Origin of the sequence: Magnetofaba australis IT-1 (assembly GCF_002109495.1) — a bacterium.
Taxonomy (GTDB): Bacteria; Pseudomonadota; Magnetococcia; order Magnetococcales; family Magnetococcaceae; genus Magnetofaba; species Magnetofaba australis.
The window spans coordinates 494271-512606 of the sequence record NZ_LVJN01000018.1; the positions used below are offsets into that span (position 1 = coordinate 494271).

At 62.3% G+C, this 18336-nt stretch carries 11 protein-coding genes; 9 read left to right on the forward strand and 2 right to left on the reverse strand.

All coding sequences use genetic code 11. The features are described 5' to 3' along the window. Window positions 1–102 precede the first annotated feature (102 nt). From MAIT1_RS08310 to MAIT1_RS08335, 6 genes are all read left to right on the forward strand, one after another. Window positions 103–858 (forward strand): hypothetical protein, encoded by a 756-nt coding sequence (locus MAIT1_RS08310; protein ID WP_143814730.1) that lies wholly within the window; start codon window positions 103–105, stop codon window positions 856–858. A gap of 349 nt (window positions 859–1207) precedes the next feature. Beyond that, window positions 1208–4159, forward strand: coding sequence for an insulinase family protein (locus tag MAIT1_RS08315; protein WP_085442027.1), 2952 nt, complete (start codon window positions 1208–1210; stop codon window positions 4157–4159). Between the two features lie 183 nt (window positions 4160–4342). After that, window positions 4343–7162, forward strand: coding sequence for a bacteriohemerythrin (locus tag MAIT1_RS08320; RefSeq protein WP_085441816.1), 2820 nt, complete (start codon window positions 4343–4345; stop codon window positions 7160–7162). A 101-nt stretch (window positions 7163–7263) separates the two neighbouring features. After that, on the forward strand, window positions 7264–8433 hold the full coding sequence (locus tag MAIT1_RS08325; protein WP_143814731.1) for a GNAT family N-acetyltransferase: 1170 nt from the start codon (window positions 7264–7266) through the stop codon (window positions 8431–8433). A 2-nt stretch (window positions 8434–8435) separates the two neighbouring features. Continuing rightward, window positions 8436–9548: a glycine oxidase ThiO gene (thiO, locus tag MAIT1_RS08330; RefSeq protein ID WP_085441818.1), complete on the forward strand. Its 1113-nt coding sequence runs from the start codon at window positions 8436–8438 to the stop codon at window positions 9546–9548. Then, window positions 9545–9877 (forward strand): HNH endonuclease, encoded by a 333-nt coding sequence (locus MAIT1_RS08335; RefSeq protein WP_198947827.1) that lies wholly within the window; start codon window positions 9545–9547, stop codon window positions 9875–9877. The genes thiO and MAIT1_RS08335 overlap by 4 nt, the downstream gene beginning before the upstream one ends. Here the strand turns inward: MAIT1_RS08335 and MAIT1_RS08340 are convergent. Together MAIT1_RS08340 and MAIT1_RS08345 are read right to left on the reverse strand one after the other, a co-directional pair. After that, a complete protein-coding gene (locus MAIT1_RS08340; RefSeq protein ID WP_085441819.1) occupies window positions 9874–13176 on the reverse strand; it encodes a response regulator in 3303 nt (1100 codons plus the stop codon). The two genes, MAIT1_RS08335 and MAIT1_RS08340, sit on opposite strands and share 4 nt — an antisense overlap. Next, complete coding sequence (locus MAIT1_RS08345) at window positions 13173–14021, reverse strand: alpha/beta fold hydrolase (protein ID WP_158089393.1); 849 nt, start codon at window positions 14019–14021, stop codon at window positions 13173–13175. The genes MAIT1_RS08340 and MAIT1_RS08345 overlap by 4 nt, the downstream gene beginning before the upstream one ends. 223 nt (window positions 14022–14244) lie before the next feature. Here MAIT1_RS08345 and MAIT1_RS08350 point away from each other — a divergent pair, with 223 nt between their 5' ends. Genes MAIT1_RS08350 through MAIT1_RS08360 form a run of 3 tightly spaced genes read left to right on the forward strand, consistent with a single transcriptional unit; the run spans window position 14245 to window position 18136 of the window. Beyond that, the gene (locus tag MAIT1_RS08350) at window positions 14245–15378 is read left to right on the forward strand and encodes a substrate-binding domain-containing protein (RefSeq protein WP_085441821.1); all 1134 of its coding nucleotides are present in this window, start codon (window positions 14245–14247) and stop codon (window positions 15376–15378) included. Further along, window positions 15378–17513 (forward strand): PAS domain-containing sensor histidine kinase, encoded by a 2136-nt coding sequence (locus MAIT1_RS08355; protein ID WP_085441822.1) that lies wholly within the window; start codon window positions 15378–15380, stop codon window positions 17511–17513. Before MAIT1_RS08350 ends, MAIT1_RS08355 begins: the two co-directional genes overlap by 1 nt. Next, window positions 17492–18136 (forward strand): response regulator, encoded by a 645-nt coding sequence (locus MAIT1_RS08360; RefSeq protein ID WP_085441823.1) that lies wholly within the window; start codon window positions 17492–17494, stop codon window positions 18134–18136. The genes MAIT1_RS08355 and MAIT1_RS08360 overlap by 22 nt, the downstream gene beginning before the upstream one ends. Window positions 18137–18336: the final 200 nt, after the last annotated feature.

Sequence of the window (18336 nt, forward strand, 5' to 3'; positions counted from 1 at the left end):
ATCAGTCTGTCAACGCGCGACGCTTGAATGCCGGCAGCGAATCGCGCAAAGTGGAGGGCAACGGTTACAGGCTTTTGATCCATACGCCAGATGGGAGAGATCATGGGGCACGAGCAGGAGAAGACCACCGCGCTGGTGGTGTTGCGGGATGAGGAGTCGCGGGCGTTGATCGGCGGCGCGGTGGCGCAACTGCCGCAGGTGCAGCAGGCCAAGGCGTCTGGGCGACTGGTGATCGTGGGCGGCGGTTCGGCGCGCTATGCAGCGTGGTCCCTTACCGGCGAGGATCCCGGTCGTGACGCCTTCGCCGTGGGCTGCGTGCAGGATGGCGCCCTGGGCGAAACCCCCAAAGCGGGACGCGGTCCCGGCCCCATCATCTTTGAGAACGGCGAGATGAGTCGTGGCTGGCCCGGTGAGGTGTTGCAGCGCTTTGAGGCGGGCGACATCTATGTGAAGGGCGGCAACGCCATCGACGCTGCGGGCAACGTGGCGGTGCTGATGGCCTCGCCGGTGGGCGGCACCATCGGCGCGGCGTGGGCCATCATCTGCGCCCGTGGCGCTGAGCTGGTGATGCCGGTGTCGCTGAACAAGCTGGTGCCGTCGGTGATGGCCGCCACGCCGCTGATGGGGCAGGGGCGAGTGGATCGCGTGATGGGGACCCCGGTGGGCTATATGCCGATTCCTGCGGGCTCGGCCACGGTGATCACTGAGGTGGAGGCGTTCCGCATTCTGTTTGATGTGGAGGCGACGCCGGTGGCGGCGGGGGGCTTTGACGACTGCGCCGGATCCCTCACTCTGCACCTGAGCGGCTCGCTGCACGGCATCGAAATGGCGTGGCAGGCCATCGAAGGGATGCGCTAAAGCGTTTTTCGGCAGCGGACTGTACAGACGGACGGCGCGGCCTGCGCCGTCCGTTTTGCGTTGTGGGCGCACTGCGATGGGATTGCGAGTTGACCGGTGCTTGGCGTCGGAAACCGTTTTTGTTTACAGCGACTCCAATCCTGCAGCGGCGCCCAAGGCGGAAACGCCACGTTGCTCCCGCCGATTTGGCGCGGGCTGTTTTTTGCCCGCTTGGTCCGTGTTATATCTGAACGAATAAGTTTACCGCGTCTCCGCCTGCGCGCGTCTGCGCCCGGGGGTGAACCCTTCTACGAGCCGCCGTGGCGCTTGATCAGCCATGACGCTCCTTTGCCTGCAAATGGATGAATTGATGAATCTTCCGCAATCCGCCGCCTCCGCCGCCGACCAGCAATCCGACGGTTTTGTTCTGCAATCCCGCGCCGCTGTGGAGGCGCTCAATATCGTCGTTGAGAGCTATCGGCATCAACGCACCGGCGCGCGCCACATCCATTTGGCCTCCGATGATCCGCAGAACACCTTCCTGGTGGCGTTTCTCACCGTGCCGCAGGACTCCACTGGCGTGGCCCACATTCTGGAGCACACCGCTCTGTGCGGCAGTCAACGCTACCCGGTGCGCGATCCCTTCTTCATGATGCTGCGCCGCACCCTGGCCACCTTCATGAACGCCTTCACCTCCAGCGACTGGACCGCCTACCCCTTCTCCACGCTCTCGCGCAAGGATTTCGATAACCTGCTGGACGTCTATCTGGATGCGGCCTTCTTCCCCAATCTGGATGAGATGGACTTCCTGCAGGAGGGGCGGCGCATCGAACCGGCGGAAGAGGGCGATCCCGAGGCGGAACTGGTCTACAAAGGGGTGGTGTTCAACGAGATGAAGGGCGCCATGAGCTCGCCGGTGCGCGTCCTGTGGGAGCGCATGAGCCACCATCTGTTCCCCACCACCACCTACCACTATAATTCGGGCGGCGACCCCGAGTGCATTCCCGACCTCACCTGGGAGGGGCTGCGCGCCTTTCACGCCAAGCACTATCACCCCTCCAACGCGGTGTTCTTTACCTATGGCGACATCCCCGCCGCCGAGCATCAAATGGCGTTCGAAGGGCGAGTGTTGAGCAAGTTCGAGCCCATCGACGTGAGCGATCTGGCGGTGCCCGACGAGCAGCGCTTCAGCGCCCCCAAGGTCGCCGAAGAGGTCTACGCCCTGGAGGGGGAAGAGGATCTGACCGGCAAGACCCACATCACCCTGAGCTGGCTGCTGGGGCCCGCTTCCGATCTCAGCGCATTGCTGCGCGGCCACCTGCTCTCCAGCGTGCTGCTGGATAACAGCTCCTCGCCGCTGATGCAGGCGTTGGAGACCACCGATCTGGGCAGCGCGCCTTCGCCGGTGTGCGGCCTGGACGATTCGCAAAAAGAGATGGCCTTTGCCTGCGGTCTGGAGGGCAGCGACCCGGACAAAGCCGAGGCGGTGGAGCGTCTGATTCTGGATGTGCTGGAGCAGGTGGCCCGTGATGGCGTGGAGCCCGAGCGGGTGGAGGCGGCGCTGCACCAGTTGGAGCTGTCGCGGCGCGAGATCACCGGCGATGGCATGCCCTATGGCCTGAAGCTGATTCTCACTGCGCTGCCCGCCGCCCTGCATGGCGGCGATCCGCTGTCGGTGCTGGCGCTGGAGGAGGCGCTGGCGACCCTGCGCGAAGAGTCGCAGGATCCGCGCTTTATCGCCAATCTGACGCAGCAGTGGTTGCTGGATAACCCCCACCGTTTGCGCATGACCCTGAAGCCCGATCCGCAACTGAGCGAACAGCGCAAAGAGCGGGAGAAAGCGCGTCTGGAGGCGGTGCGCCAGCAGCTCTCCGCCGCGGAGAAACAGGCGTTGGTGGAGCAGGCGGCGGCGCTCAAGGCGCGTCAGGAGCAGGAGGACAACCCCGAGCTGCTGCCCAAAGTGACGGTGGCCGATGCGCCCAAGGATCTGCGCATCCCCGAAGGCGAAGAGAGAACCATCGGCGCCATGCGCGCCACCTGGTTCGACCGTCCCACCAACGGCCTCGACTACCTGCAACTGGTGTGCGAACTGCCCGACTTCGAAGCCGAGCTGTTTGATGAACTGCCGCTGTTCGCCGCCTGCTTGCCGGAAGTGGGCAGCGGCGGGCGCGACTATCTGCAGACCCAGGCGCTCCAGGCGCAGTTGACCGGCGGCGTCAGCGCCCGCGCGGCGGTGCGCGCCATGGCGCAGGATGCGCAGACCTATAACAGCCGCTTTGTGGTCTCCGGCAAGGCATTGGCGCGCAATAGCGACGCCCTGGCGCAACTGCTGGGCGAGACCCTGGCCGCGCCGCGCTTTGACGAACTGCCGCGCCTGCGGGAATTGATTGCGCAGCTGCGCGCCGCGGCGGAATCGCGCATCACCGATAATGGCCATGGCCTGGCCATGTCCGCCGCCTGTCGTGGCATGAGTCCCACTGCGCGATTAAGCGACCGTTGGGGCGGGCTGGTCGGCGTGCGGCGTTTGAAGGCGCTGGACAAGAGCCTGGACGAGCCGAAGAATCTGGCCGCTTTCGCCGAGCGTCTGCAAGCCATTGGCGAGAAGCTGGCGCAGGCGCCGCGGCAACTGCTGGCGGTGAGCGAAGCGCCGCGTTTTGAATCGCTGGCCGACTCCCTCAACGCCCGCCTGGGCGGACTGTCCAGCACGCCGCTGTCGGACGCCTTTACCTTGGGCCACCGCCCGGAAGTGGTGCGCGTGGGCTGGAGCGCAAACAGTCAGGTGCACTTCTGCGCCAAGGCCTATCCGGCGGTCTCCTACACCCACCCCGACGCCCCCGCGCTGATGGTGCTGGGCCCCTTTCTGCGTAATGGCTTCCTGCACACCGCCATTCGCGAAAAGGGCGGGGCCTACGGCGGCGGCGCCGGTTTCGACCACGATGCGGCGGCGTTCCGCTTCTACTCCTATCGCGACCCGCGCCTGACCGAGACGCTGGGCGATTTTGACCGCGCCGTGCAGTGGCTGCTTGATGGCGACCACAAATCCCGCCAGTTAGAAGAGGCGGTGTTGGGCGTGGTGGGCGGCATCGACCGTCCGGGCTCCCCCTCCGGCGAGGCGCGACAAGCTTTCCACAACGCCCTTTACGGACGCACTCCGGATGTGCGCCGCGCATTCCGGCAAGGCGTGCTCAAGGTGACCATGGCCGACTTGATGCGCGTGGCGCAGACCTATCTGCTGCCCGACTCGGCGTCAATCGCCGTGGTCAGCAGCAGCAAGTCCCGCGATGAGCGCGATAAGCTGGGGCTGGCGTCGGAATCCTTATGAGCAGATGATCGGCTTGAGAAATCAGGCTGCATAGGTTCGCCGATGCAATAGATCGCGCGTTGCGCTATGCTTGTGTGATTTTTTTGGCGGCGTGACAGATCGTCGTATTTGCGCGGATTCGTTGATTTTACACATCATTTTGTATGGTGAATCCAAGACATTCTCTGTGCAGGGAGAGATGGTATGGCTGGTAAGCTGTCGATCATGGCCAAAATCAGTAGCCGACTGAGCATCCGGGTTACGTTCTTTATCATCAGCGGCATCATGGTCCTGCAGGCCGCTCTGGCCATTGACAGCGCCTGGAGTCTCAAAGCTCTGCAGCAGGATGACGCCGCCACTATTAATGTGGCCGGGCGTCAGCGCATGCTCTCACAAAAGGCCGGTAAAGAGGCGTTTTTGACCATGTCCCTGCCGCTGGGCAGTGAAGCGCGCAGCGCCCAGCAGCAGTCGCTGGAGAACACGCTGGCGCTGTTTGAACGCTCCCTCAAAGCGTTGATCAGCGGCGGTCAGACCACCACCATCCTCAACGCCAAAGACCAGACCAAACTGGTTACCATGGCCAAACCCTCGCCCGAGGGGAGCGCGGCGCTGCAGAAGGTCAACGCTATCTGGCAAGAGTACCAGGCCGTCATTCAAGAAGGGGTGTCGGCGCAGGATCTGGCCGCCATGCCCGGTTTGCGGGACAAGATCAATGGCGTCAGCCTGAAGCTGCTCAAGGAGATGCACGCCACGGTGGGGCTCATCGCCGGTGAGTCGCGCGCGCGTAAACACGCCGCGGTGGACGCCGCGTATTACGTCTCCATTGTGGTGGTGTTCCTGGGTCTGGTGTTGATCCTGGCTCTGGTGCTGTTCAATGAAGGGCTCAATGGTCAGATTCGCGTCATCAACAGCTATTTGGACCAGTTGGCCATCGGCGATCTGCGCAGTGACCTGCGCACCACCTTCTCCCATGAATTGAATACCATTGTCCTTAAGATCAATGATATGGCCAAGCAGATGGGGTGGCTGCTGCGCACCATCGCGCTGCATTCGCAGTCGGTCAAATCGGTGGTCGGCGAGATGGTGCCGCTGAAATCCTCCCTGTTTGAAGACGCTGAACGCTCCAAGACCCTGGTGCAGGAGGTGACGCTGGAGAACGATAAGCTGGATTCTGAGATCCAGCAGCTCAATGGCCACGTCAATAACGCGCGCCAAAGCATCGAAGAGGGCAACAAATCCTCGCGTTTGCTGGCGGGCAAGGTGAGCGGCATCGCCGAATCCGCCGAGCAGGCCAGCATCAACGTGAACACCATGGCTTCGGCCGCCGAGCAGATGACCTCCAATCTCAGTCAGGTGAATCAGAGCCTGGAGGTGACCAGTGAGTCGGTGCAGAACGTTTCTCAGGCCGTCGAAGCGCTGAACATGTCCCTGGATGAGGTGCGACAGCGCTGTCAGAGCGCCGATAAGCTTTCCGGTGAGGCCACGCAGAACGCCTCCAACACTCAGGCGGTGATGGAGAAACTGACCGAGCTGGTGTTCGAGATCGGCAAGAGCGCCAAGCAGATCAAGAATATCGCCGACCAGACCAATATGCTGGCGCTCAACGCCGCCATTGAAGCCGCCGGCGCCGGTGAGGCAGGCAAAGGCTTTGGCGTGGTGGCTAACGAAGTCAAGGAGTTGGCTGCGCAGACCGCAGAGGCCACCAAGTCCATCGAGTCGCAGATCAGCGCCATACAGGATGAGAGCTCCCAGGCGCAGAGCGCCAACCAGTCGGTGGTGGATGTCATTTCACAACTGGCGGGCACCAACCGCGCCATCACCGACTCGGTGGATGATCAGGCCGCTGGGGTCAGCGAGATCGCCGAATCGATCCAGACCGTGCGCCAATCCGCTCAAGAGGTGACGCGCAACGCCAACGAGCTCTCGGCGGCCGCTGAGGCGGTGGCGCGGGTGGCCATGGATGCCGCCACCAGTACGGCGGAGATCGCCAGCACCGCCACCGACGTGGCGCAGTTGGCCAGTAATGTGGCCAATCTGAGCGACGAAGCGCAGCAGCGCGCGGCCAATGTGGAGTTGGGCGCTGGCGAAATCTACCGCGCCTCCATTGTGGTGCAGAAGAAGATGATCGAGTCGCTGGAGCTGTCGCACTTCCTGCATGGCTCCATCGAGCACTCCGGCTTCCTCACCGATGTGATCGATGAATCGAGCCATGCCCTAAGCGACACAGAACGTGGTTTCTTGATCCCAGCCCCCCCCTTCAATGTATCGGAAGCCAAGGGCTGGCATCTGGAGTGGTTGGGTAAGCTTGAGGATGTGATCCGCGGACGGCAATCCCTGTTGCCGGAAGAGGTGACCAGCAGCAGAGAGTGTAAATTTGGCAATTGGCTGTATGGCGCCGGTCAGGAGAGCCTGGGCGAGATGAAGCTGTTCCAGGAGGTGGTGGACGTCCATAACCGGATTCATGAAAAAGCCAAAGAGGTGGTGCGCCTTGCCGCCCATGATGATCCAGATGACGCGATCCAGGCGATGTCGCACTTTGCCGCGTTGCGCCGCGAACTGTTTGAGAAGCTCGATCAGCTCTATGTGAGCACCATGAGCCAGGAGGGGGACGTCGAGCGTGACTTCATGCCCTGGAACGACCACCTGGCCACCGGCATCAAAGCCATGGACGCTGAGCATAAAGTGCTGGTGAAATTGATCAATGATGTCTATCGGCTAATGGTCTCCGGGGAGACCGGGCCGAAGGCGCATGCGGTGCTGGATGAACTGGCCAGCTACACGGTCAACCACTTCAAGCACGAAGAGGAGATCATGAGCCAGCACAAATATCCGGTTCTGCCAGGCCACGCCAAACTACATGTGGATCTCACCGACCAAGTGCTGGCGTTCATCAAGGCGGTGAAGGCGGGTGAGGCCAATATCGACTTGGGCCTGATGAGCTTCCTCAAGGACTGGCTGACTACCCACATCATCGTGCAGGACAAGAAATACGGCGAATACATTCTGGAAGGCAAACAGCCGTGATCTATCCCATGGTGGCGGGAGAGGGATTTTCCGTTGGCTGAGATGATGAGTGGTTGCGCAGCAGTGCGCGCAATGGCGTTGAGCAAGGTGGTTTGGCGCCCATGAGCAGTCAGGACGCAGCCTTGTGGCCGGACGCGATGCGGGATGCCGAGGCGTTTTCGGAAAAGAGCTTCTTTCTGCGCGCGTTTCGCGGGCAGATCGTCGGCTTGGCGCTGCACCGCAACAGCGATCTCTCCCATGACTCGCTGTCGGTGCTGGCGCGCGCAGTGGAGGCGCTGGCGCTGGAGGGCGCGCGCGTGCTGATCCTTTGCGACGCCGAAGCGGCCCGTTTAGCCACCGACGCATTACGCCGATTCTCCCCGCAAATCACCCCGTGCGCCCTGGGTGCCTGGAGCGCGCCAGCTGAAGCGTTGGGCGCCCATGGCGCGTTGCAGGAGCTGTGGCGCGGGTTGCGCCGTCTGCTGGTGCTGGATCTGGAGCAGGGCGCGCCCGCCGGGGACTACTTCGCCCGCTTGGGACGTTTTGTCGGCGCGCTGCGTCTGAAGCGTCTGTTGCTGTGCGACGCTGATGCGACTCTACCGGGCGCGGTGGGCGATGTGGGGTTTGTCAATCTGGGCCGCCTGGAGCAGATGGCTGAAGAGCCCGGCGCGCGTCAACCGCTGCTACGCGCCATCCACGCCATGCTGTGCGGCGGTGTGGATGCGGTAAGCCTCTGTTGTGTGGCGGACATCGAAGCGGAGCTGTTCACCTACCAGGGGCACGGTGTATTCTTCTCGCCGCGCCACTACTGTCAGGTGCGTGCGCTGGGCATCAACGATTACGCCGAGGTCGAACGACTGGTGCGGCGCGGTGAGCGCGAAGGCTATCTGATGCCGCGCCCCATGTCGCACCTGCTGGCGCTGTTTACAGACGGCGTGGGCGCGTTTGTCGCCGGGCGCAATCTGGCGGGGGTGGCGGGACTGTTGTGTGAACCCTACGCCGACCAGGGCGCTGCAGAGGTGATCTCCATCTATGCGCTCACGCGCTATAAGGGGGAAGGCATCGGCGGGCGCTTGCTGACGCAACTGGCCGAGCAGGGTCGCGCTGCGGGACTGCGCGCGCTGTTCGCCAGTACGCAGAGTTCCGGCGTGTTGGCGTTTTTTCAGCGCAATGGGTTTGTCGAAGTCCCCACCGATGCGTTGCCAGCGGCCAAGTGGCGTGATTATGACCCGCAACGGCGCAAGAGCGCCCATTGCGTATGGATGGATTTGGACGCACCAGGAGGCGAGTGAGCATGGAGCGCGCAATTATCATCGGCGCGGGCGTGATGGGTACGGCCTGCGCCCTGCGTCTGCTGCAAGCAGGCTATGCGGTGACCCTGTTGGAGAAGTCTCTGCCCGGCGCCGAGTCATCGGCGGCGGCGGCGGGCATTCTCGGCGCCCAGTCGGAAGTGTCCTCGGCGGGCCCGTTCCTGGAGCTGTGTGTGGCCAGTCGCGCGCTGTTTCGCGATTTCGCCGCCGAATTGCGGGATCTGTCGCGGGTGGATATCAGCTATGAGGACTCCGGCGTGCTGGAAGTGGCGCTGGATCCCGCCGAGGGGCGGCTAGCCGCCGGACGCGCCGAGTGGATGCTGGATCGTGGTCTGAATGTCGAGATCCTCGATCGCGACGAGGCGCGCAAGTTGGAGCCCGCCCTCTCTGAGAGCATCGTTGGGGCCAACTTCTATGCTGACGACCATCAGGTGGATCCCATCCGTCTGGCGCAGGCGTTGGCGGGCGCTGTGGCGCATCTGGGCGGCGTGTTTCTCAGTGGCGAACGGGTGGTGAGTCTGCTCACCGAGGGCGAGCGCGCGGTGGGCGTGCGCACGCAGAATGGCGATCATCTGGCCGAGGTGGTGGTGGTGGCGGGGGGCGCCTGGAGCGCGCAGATCGCCGGATTGCCGCCGCTGCGCACCCAGGTCAAGCCTATGGCGGGACAGATTATTCAGGTGGAGACCCGCCCGCCGGTGTGCCAGCGGGTGATCTACGGCTATAAGGGCTACATCGTGCCGCGCGCCGACGGGCGCGTGTTGATGGGCTCCACACTGGAGGATCGCGGGTTCGACAAAGCGGTCACCACCGAGGGGTTGCAACGGGTTACCGGCATGGCGCTGGAGATGGCGCCGGGATTGGCCAAATCGCGCTTCGTGCAGGCGTGGTCGGGGTTGCGACCGGCAACGGCGGATGGGCAGCCGGTTCTGGGCGCCGGGCCGCTGGACGGGCTCTTTTTCGCCACCGGGCACTATCGCAACGGCATTCTCATGACCCCCATCACCGCGCAGATCATTGCGGATCTGGCGCAGGGTCGCGCGCCAGCATTGGATATCGCGCCGTTTGCGCCGCAACCGCTGGTCGATGCCGAGTCATGAGTGAATTTGACCCGCCGCAGATGGATGCGTTGTTGATCAGCGCCGATCCCGACCATATCGAGCGGGAGCGGCGCAAGGCCAAGGAGCTCAAACGCACGGCGTGGTGGCGCAATCGCAAGGGGCGTGGCCAGTGCTACTACTGCAAGCGCCGTTTCCCCCCGGCAGAGTTAACCCTGGACCACATTACGCCGCTGGTGCGCGGCGGCCGCACCAGTAAGGCCAACTGCGCCCCTGCCTGCCACGAGTGCAACCAGCACAAGCGCAATCTGCCCGCCGAGGCGTTTAAGGCGTGGTTGCAGGAGCGCTTGGATGAGACGTCAACCGATTAAGGCTCACCATCTTTACGGAAAGCGCGCAGGATGCGCGCGCCCTCTTCCAGATCATAGATCGACAGGCGCTCATCAATGCGTTGCGCCACCGAACGCTCCGCTGGACTGAGCGGCAGTTGCTTGATTTTATGAAGCAAACTCTCCGCTTCAATATCATAGTTTTCCAATAGTTCTAGCAGCGTTTTCCAGTGTGCGGCATGGGGATCGAGCGTGCTCTGCAATGCAGGCGCACTCTCTTGAGTCTGATGGTTGGGTTGGGCGTTTGCAGCGCTGGGTTTGCCTGCAAGGTAATCCGTGATAGCGCTTTGCACCCGCGCCATCTCCTGGCGCATGCTCGCCAATATAGCCTCGGCTTGTTGCGGCGTTTCCGATTTTAAACACAGCTCCAGAGCATCCGCCGCCTTTTGCATGGTGCTGGCGCCGAGATTTCCCGCCACCCCTTTGAATCCGTGAGCCTGTTGCGCCGCCTCGAGCCACCGCTGTTGCGCCAGGGCTTGCTCAACGTGTGTCATCATTTCGCTGTAAGCCTGCGGCAAACGTTGCAGCATCGACGCATAGAGACCCCGGTTGCCGCCCAGTCGGTGGAGCGCAGGTTCGGTTTGCAACGCCAGGCCCTGCTGGGTGTGTTGGCTGGCGCCAGCATCAGGGGCCTGGGCCCCGTCGAGCGGCGTCTGTGGCGCGTGCGCACTGCTGGTCTGTGGCGGACGCATCCAGCGCGCCAACTTTTCGAACAGCTCTTCTGGATCAATGGGTTTGGCGATGTGATCGTTCATGCCGACCGACAAGCTGCGTTCTCGGTCGCCGGTCATGGCGTTGGCGGTCAGGGCGAGAATGGGCAGATTTTTGAAACGCTCATTGTGACGAATGATTTGGGCGGCCTCATACCCGTTCATCACCGGCATCTCAATATCCATCAGCACCACATCAAACGGGCGCGCTTTGAGCTTATCGATGGCCTCTTGGCCATGGGCGGCGCTCTCCACGCGGAATCCGCCCAAGCCCAGGATTTCGGCGGTCATGTGGCGATTGATCTCATGGTCTTCCACCAGCAGCACCCGCGCGCCGCGCAGGGCGCGCACCGCTTCGCTTTGCCACGCCGGGGTTTTGGTGGTGGCGGGCGTCGGCGCGATGGTGGGGCTTAAGGCGGCGTCCAGGGCGCGATGCAGCCCATCCAAAAGGGTCGGTTTGAGCAGTGTGGCGCTGGGCGCCGACGGCAGTGTGGAGAGTTCGTTGCTCAATTGGCGCGGTGAGATACAGATCCAAGGGGCGTCATTGTGTTCACACAGCGCGATCAACTCGGGGCAATCGTCCTGCTCCAGCACGCGCCAGTCGATGAACACCACATCGGGATAGGCGCGTTGCGTCTGCAGCCAATGCACGCCTTGGGCGGCGCTGGCGCAAATGACCGGGCGACAGCCCAATTGCGCCAATAGATCGCGTATGATCGCCGCCGAGTGGGGGCGGCCATCCACCACCAGGGCGGCGCTGTCCAACCAGCGCAGAGCCTGATCATCGGTATGCGGCGGCGGAGAGAGGTCAATGCGCAGCGGCAACGCCACGGTAAACTCACTGCCTTGCCCCGGTTGACTGGCGGCTTCGATGTGGCCGCCCATCATCTGCGCCAACTGCTGGCTGATGGCCAGCCCCAAACCGGAACCGCCAAAGCGTCGCGTGGTGGAGTCATCGGCCTGCTCAAAGGGCAAAAACAGCTGTGCAATCTTCTCTTCATCGACGCCGATGCCGCTGTCTCGCACGGTAAAGCGCACCAACAAGGTAGGCCCCTGGGCGTCGCTGCGTTCGATCAATCCCAGGGATTGCACCTGCAGAAACACCTCGCCCTGCTCGGTGAATTTAATCGCGTTGGCGACCAAATTGGTGAGGATCTGCCCCACCCGCAATGCATCGCCAATCAGGTGATCCGGCAGTTGCGGGTCGATGTGGAACAGCAGCTCCAGTTCCTTTTCTCGCGCCTTGAAACTGAGCAGGTTGGCCAGATTGTCCATCACCTCGCTCATGCGCAGGGGCGCGTAGTCCAATGTGAGCTTGCCGGATTCGATGCGGGAAAAGTCCAAAATATCATTGATGACGCCCAGCAGGGCGTTGGCGCTGCGCTGAATTTTGTTCAGGTAGCCGGATTGCTGCTCCGATTCGGCCCTCTCCAGGGCCAGATGACACAAGCCGATGATCGCGTTCATGGGGGTGCGGATTTCATGGCTCATGTTGGCCAGAAACACGCTTTTCGCCTGGTTGGCGCTCTCGGCCTCGCGACGGGCGCGTTTGAGCTCCTCTTCCAGACGTAACCGGTCGCTGATGTCATTGACTAAAGAGGCGATGCCCAACACCGAGCCATCGGGATTTTTCAGAATGGTGTTGAACCATTCGCATTGAATGATGCGCCCGCTGCGGGTGACGTTTTCGATGATCACCTTGAGCGCGCCATCGCCTTCCCACAACTCTTTGACGTACATTTCGATGCGCGGGCGCTCATGGGCGGGCGCCAGCAGCTCCATGCCGTTGCGACCCAACGCCTGCTCGGCGGTAAAGCCAAAAACATCGGCCGCCGCGGCATTCCACTGAATGCAGTTGAGTTCTGCGTCCCACATGATGGCGGCCAGCGGCGTATGCTCCAGGTGCAGGGAGAGGCGCTGTTCACTCAGCAAAAGCGCTGCATTGCGCTCGGCAATGGCCTGCTCCAGCCACTCCACGCGAGAAAGTTGCTCCAAGCGGGTTTGCAGCGTCTCCACCAGGCTGGAGAAGGCAAAGGCGTGGTTACGGTAGCGGGTGGCCTGGGCGTCATCATTGGCGATGAAAGCCACAGCGACGAGGGCGTCTTGCAGGTGCACCGGCAGCACATAGCCGTCGCACACCTGCTGTTGCGCCGGGCAGGGAATGCTCTGTTTCATCGACGCGTGTTGCGCTGCGGTCAGATCGCAATAGGGTTCGGCCTCATCCAGCAGGGTTTTCCATGGGGCGTCAAACGGGATGTGCGGCAGCGGTTCGCCTGTGGGCGAGGCGTGGATACAGCGCGCTTCCTGGACGATCAGCGTATCGTTTTCCACGCGCAAGTAGGCGCAGAAGGGCAGGTTTTTAAACGCCGAAAGGCTCTCGATAAAGGTGCTGATGGCGCGTTCGCTGGTCTCTTCCAAGCTCAGTTTTTCCGCCATCAGTCGCTGATGCAACACGGTATCTGCTTCACTGGCCAGTTCAGCGTTCTCTTTTTTCAACTCGGCGTTGCGCTGCTTGAGGCGCTCGATCTGCTCTCTGAGCGCGGCGGCGCTGTTGTCGTGGGCGTCGGTCATTCCATATTCTTCGACGAAAGTTCGAGCTGGCTGAGAAATTCCGCCGCCAGCGTCGAGATTTGATTCGGGAGATCAATTTGGATGAAATGGCCGCCTTGAGGCAGGGTGTGCGTCTGCGCATGGGGGATGTCGCGGGCCAGATCGCTGATGATGTGAGCGCTCAAATAGGCGTCGGCGGCGCCGCGCACAAGCAGCGTGGGCAGCGTGATGCGTTGGAGTTGCGGTTGAATCTCGGTGAGGAGCCGGTTGTTGATGGCGCGAATGAGTTGGAAGAAGCCGCGTCTGCCCTCTTCGGAGGCGAATGGCGCCCAGAAGGCGTCGAGTAATTCTGCGGTCAGCAACTCCTTATGATACAGCGCATGGCGGATGACCAGACGCAACATGGAGCGATTCATCACCGCCTGCGCCAGATGGCGAATGACCGGCGCGCGCATGGTGGTGATGGGTTGCACCGGCCAGTAATCGTAGCCGACTGGATTGATCAGGGTCAGGCTGCGCAGTCGCTGGGGATGATCCACCGCCAGAATCTGCGCCACGCCGCCGCCGACGTCGTGGGCGACCAGATGCACGCTATCGATCTCCAGCGCATCGAGCAGCGCGACCATCAACAGCGCTTGGCCGCGAATGGAGTGGTCGGCGTGTTCAGGTTTTTCCGACGCGCCGCAGCCCAGCAGATCCGGCGCGATCAGGTCGAACCGATCCCTCATCCGGTCGATAATGGGATCCCACAGGAAGGAGTAGCTGGCGACTCCATGCAGCATCAGCACCGGCGCTCCATCGCCGCGACGGCGATAGGCCAGGCGTCTGCCTGCAGCATGAGCGAATCGATAGGGGGTCAAATCCATAGGGCGCTTGCTGGGCCAAGTGTGCATTAAAACGGTTACGTTCCCAATACGATACGCCCCATTTTCGGGAATGTGTAGCGCTTTTCCCGACGGCAAAGGGCGTAATGTTTGTTAAAATGCCGCCTATTCGTCAGGATGGTGGCGTTGTTGACCGTCGAGTGTGAGCTGGGGTTCTTCAAGACGCAGCGCTGACTTGACGCGTTTGAGTGGCAAGAGGGGGCGTATGACCAACGGCGTGAAGTCTGACGGCAGGCGTTGTGGCGGCGCATGGCGCAGTCTGTTCAGGCTGTGCGCGCGCACAGCTTTTTATGCGCTATTGGCGGCGCTGGCGCTAGGCGCGGCTAGCCCGCGCGTTGTGGCGGAGTCCGGTGCGCAGCAGGGTGCGCTGCAACCGCCTTCAATCCCCCCCCAGGCGCGCCAGCAGTGGGGTCGGGATCTGGCCGGGCCCAAGTTCTCCGATCCCAACAAACCGCTTTCGGCGCCGCCTAGTTGGATGGCGCGGGGGATCGAATATGATGTCTGGGCCGATGGCGCCAATCTGGCCATGACCATGGATCAGCACCTCTACTCCATGGTGGCGCCTTTCGCCAAGCGCTTTGAGGCCGAGCACGGCGTAAGAGTGGCGGTAAAGGAGGGGACCTGTAGCGTCTCCCAGGGACTGCTGGTGCGCAAGCGGGTGGACATGGGCGGTTTCTGCTGTCCGCCCGCCGCCAGCGACCGTTTGCCTGGGCTGCGTTTTCATACACTGGGGGTGTCGGCTCTGGCGCTCATTGTCCATCCCGACAATCCCATCGATGAACTGACCGTCGAACAGGCGCGCGCCATCTTCGCCGGTCGCATCCGTCACTGGCGTGATCTGCCCGTCCCCGCTGGGCGCAACCCGTTGGATCGTCCCATCTGGCCGGTATCGCGCCTGCATTGTAAACAGCGCCCGGGCCACTGGCGCGCCATTCTCGATCATGAGGATCTGTTCTCGCCGCAGATGAACGAAGTGGGCAGTATTCCGGCCATGATCCACGAAGTGGCCAGTTTTCCTGACGCCATTGGCTATGAAGTGCTGTACGACATCGAGCGTTATGTCGGCAGCGAAGGACGCGTGAAAGTGCTGCGCATCGACGGGATGGACCCGCGCGACGATGCCCACCTGTTGGCGGCGCGCTACCCCTTCTACCGCGCCCACAATATCGCCCTGTGGGAGGATAAAGCGCTGCGTAAACCGTTGGCGCAGAGCTTTCTGGACGCCTTTGAAACCGACGTCACTCAAGTCGGCGACGCCTTTGGGGTGATTCCTGTGGGCGCGCTGCGCAAGGCTGGTTGGCGCTTTGTCGGCGGTGAATTGGTGGGAGAGCCGCCTTGATGCGCATCACGCGGGCGATTCCGCTGAGCATCAAGATCCTGTTTGTGATGTCGGTGGTGGGGGCGGCCTCCTGGATGGCCCAGGAGCAGTTGCAAAACCGCCGCATCAGCGCCCTGCTCAAAGAGCAGTTGGAGCAGAGCTTGCGCGAGGAGGCGCGTCGCAGTCTGGCGCAGTTGGAGGAGTTTTTGCGCAATCAGGTCCAGGTGGGGCGACTGTTTGCCGCACAGGAGCGGTTTCAGACCTATATTCAACAGCGCGCCCAGTCGGGTTGGGGGCGGGATGGCCGCTTGATCAGCCATCGACGCATCCCCGAGTGGTTGCCGCCCGCTTCACTCATCCGTAACTTCTCGCGCCATGTGCACTTCCTGCTGCTGGATGGTCAATATCGCATCTGGGAGACCTACAGCGCCGCGCGCACGCCGCTGCCGCTGGATGACTATCAGGCGCAATTGTTGGACTATCTGCGGGTGGGCGGGCCCAGCGGCGCCATCACCTCGGTGGGGGGATTGCCCCACTATCTGGCCTCGGTTGAGGCGCGCAACGGGGAAGGAGCGTTGCAAGCGGTGCTGGTGCTGGTGGCGCCGCTCAATAGCGAATTTCTCTCCACCTTCAACCGGCGTTTTGATCAACATGGCGTGCAGGTGTTCCTGCGCCATGAGAGCGGCGAGGTAATGGCCAGCAGCGACCCGACCCGGGTGGCGCCCGGTGAACGCATCTCCGCCTTGACCGATCGCTATGTGCTGGTGGAGCGCGACTTCTTCAATTATGAATTCTCCTCGGAAATGAGCTTCCAGGTCGCCACCCTGGCGCCGTTGGAGACACTGGCCAGTTTGCAGGATCGTATTCTGGAATCCGATCGCCGCCAGATCGGCGTCTCCATCGCCGTCTACTTCGCCGCCTTCTTTCTCACCCTGCTGTGGATCTCGCGCAAACTCCAGCTGTTCGGCGCGCGCATCGTACAGTTTGCGCGCAACGATCTGGGCATCTCCCTGGGGCGTCTGCGGCGCGGCGACCGTCTGATTATTTTGGAAGAGCTGCTGGATCGCTTCACTGAGGAGATCGCCAAATCCCGCGCCTCCCTGACGCGGGAGTTGCGTGAACGGAAGCTGGCTGAAGCGCGGGCGCGGGAGAGTCAGGCGCGCTATCGCGGCTTGGCCGAGGAGATCTCCGACTGGCTGTGGGAGTTGGACGCCAATGGGCGCTTTACCTATGTCAGTCCGCGGGTGGAGGAGATGCTGGGCATGGCGCCGGAGACGCTGCTGGGGCGCTCGCCGTTCGACCTGATGCCCGAGGCGGAAGCCGAGCGCACCCGCATGCTGCTGGCTCCGCAAATCGGCGCCCGGGCGCGCTTGGAGAGCTTTGTCAGCACTCTGCGCGCCAACGATGGCCGCAGCGTCATTCTGGAGACCAATGGCGAGCCGCGCTTCGATGAGTCCGGCGTCTTTACCGGCTATCGCGGCATCTCCCGCGATGTGACCCGGCGCCAGCACATTGAGGCCTCCATTCGGCACATCAAGAATCGACTCGAGATCGAGGAGCGCAAGCGGCTGGGCAATCTGCTGCATGAGAGCATTGGACAGTCGCTGCAAGCCATTAAACTCGGCCTGCAGATGAAGGCGGCGGCCAAAGGGGCGGGGGGTGGCGAGGAGCCCTATCGACTGGAGCTGCAGGAGATTGACGAGGCCATTGGCCAGTTGCGCGATGTCACCACCGCGCTACGGCCCTCGTTTTTGGAGCGGATGGAGTTGGAGCAGGCGATTCGTTGGTGGTGTGATCGCGTCTCCCTCAACGCGCCTCAGGTGATCGATTTTACTGCGGAAGGGGCGTTGGACGGACTGGACCAGGAGTTCAAATACAACCTGTTCCGAATCTTTCAGGAGTCGCTGACCAATGCGTTGAAGCATGCGCGCGCCAGCCACGTCGAGGTGGCGTTGACCTCCAGCGCCGCTGGCGAGGTGACGCTGATGGTCAAGGATGATGGTCGCGGCGCGGATCTGAAACAGGTGATGGGCTCGTTGGATCGTGGGCTGGGTCTCTCCATTATTCAGGAGCAGGCCCAACGATTGGGTGGAGAGGCGCGCTTTGATGCAGCGCCGGGAGCGGGGATGACGGTATGGGTGAAAGCGACGCGGTAATCCGGTTGGTGCTGGCCGACGATCACGGCATTTTTCGGCAGGGGCTGGCGCATCTGCTGGCGGGGGATGGGCGCATTGAGATCGTCGGTGACGCCGCCGATGGCGATGAGGCGCTGGCGCTGATTCGCAAACTCCAACCCGATGTGGCGATTTTGGATATCTCCATGCCGGGGTTGGACGGCATTGAGGTGGCGCGGCGTCTGGGCGATGACCCGGAGCTGGCGACCCGCGTGATCTTGCTGACCATGCACATCGACCCCACATTGGCGCTGGAGGGGGAGCGCGCCGGGGCCATGGGGTTTGTGGTTAAGGACAACACCTTTTCCGAGTTGGCCGACGCCATTGACGCGGTGGTGCGCGGAGAGAAATTCTACAGCGCAGCTGTGCGGGAACGGGTGGCGGAGTTGGATCCTGGCGACCCAGTGACCACGGCCTTGTCGCCGCGGGAGCGGGAGGTGCTGCGGCTGGTCGCCTCTGGATTGACCAACAAGGAGATGGCCAGAGAGATGGAAATCAGCCCGAAAACTGTGGATACGCATCGGATTCGCTTGATGCGCAAACTCAATGTGCACACCACGGCGGAATTGGTGCGTTACGCCATGCGATTGGGATTAGTCAAATAGAGTACACTGATATATGTAGATATAAAAAGTGAAAATACGCAAAAATATTGTGGGGTGAATACCTGAAGACGCGCAAGAGTGATGGACAAACGCAGGCGGATTGGTAAACATGGTACCCGTTCACGCGATGTATTCGTCCCGCAGACGCGGCGCATCCCTCCCAAAAACGAGCGCTGCGTCTGCGACTCTTTGTGATGAAT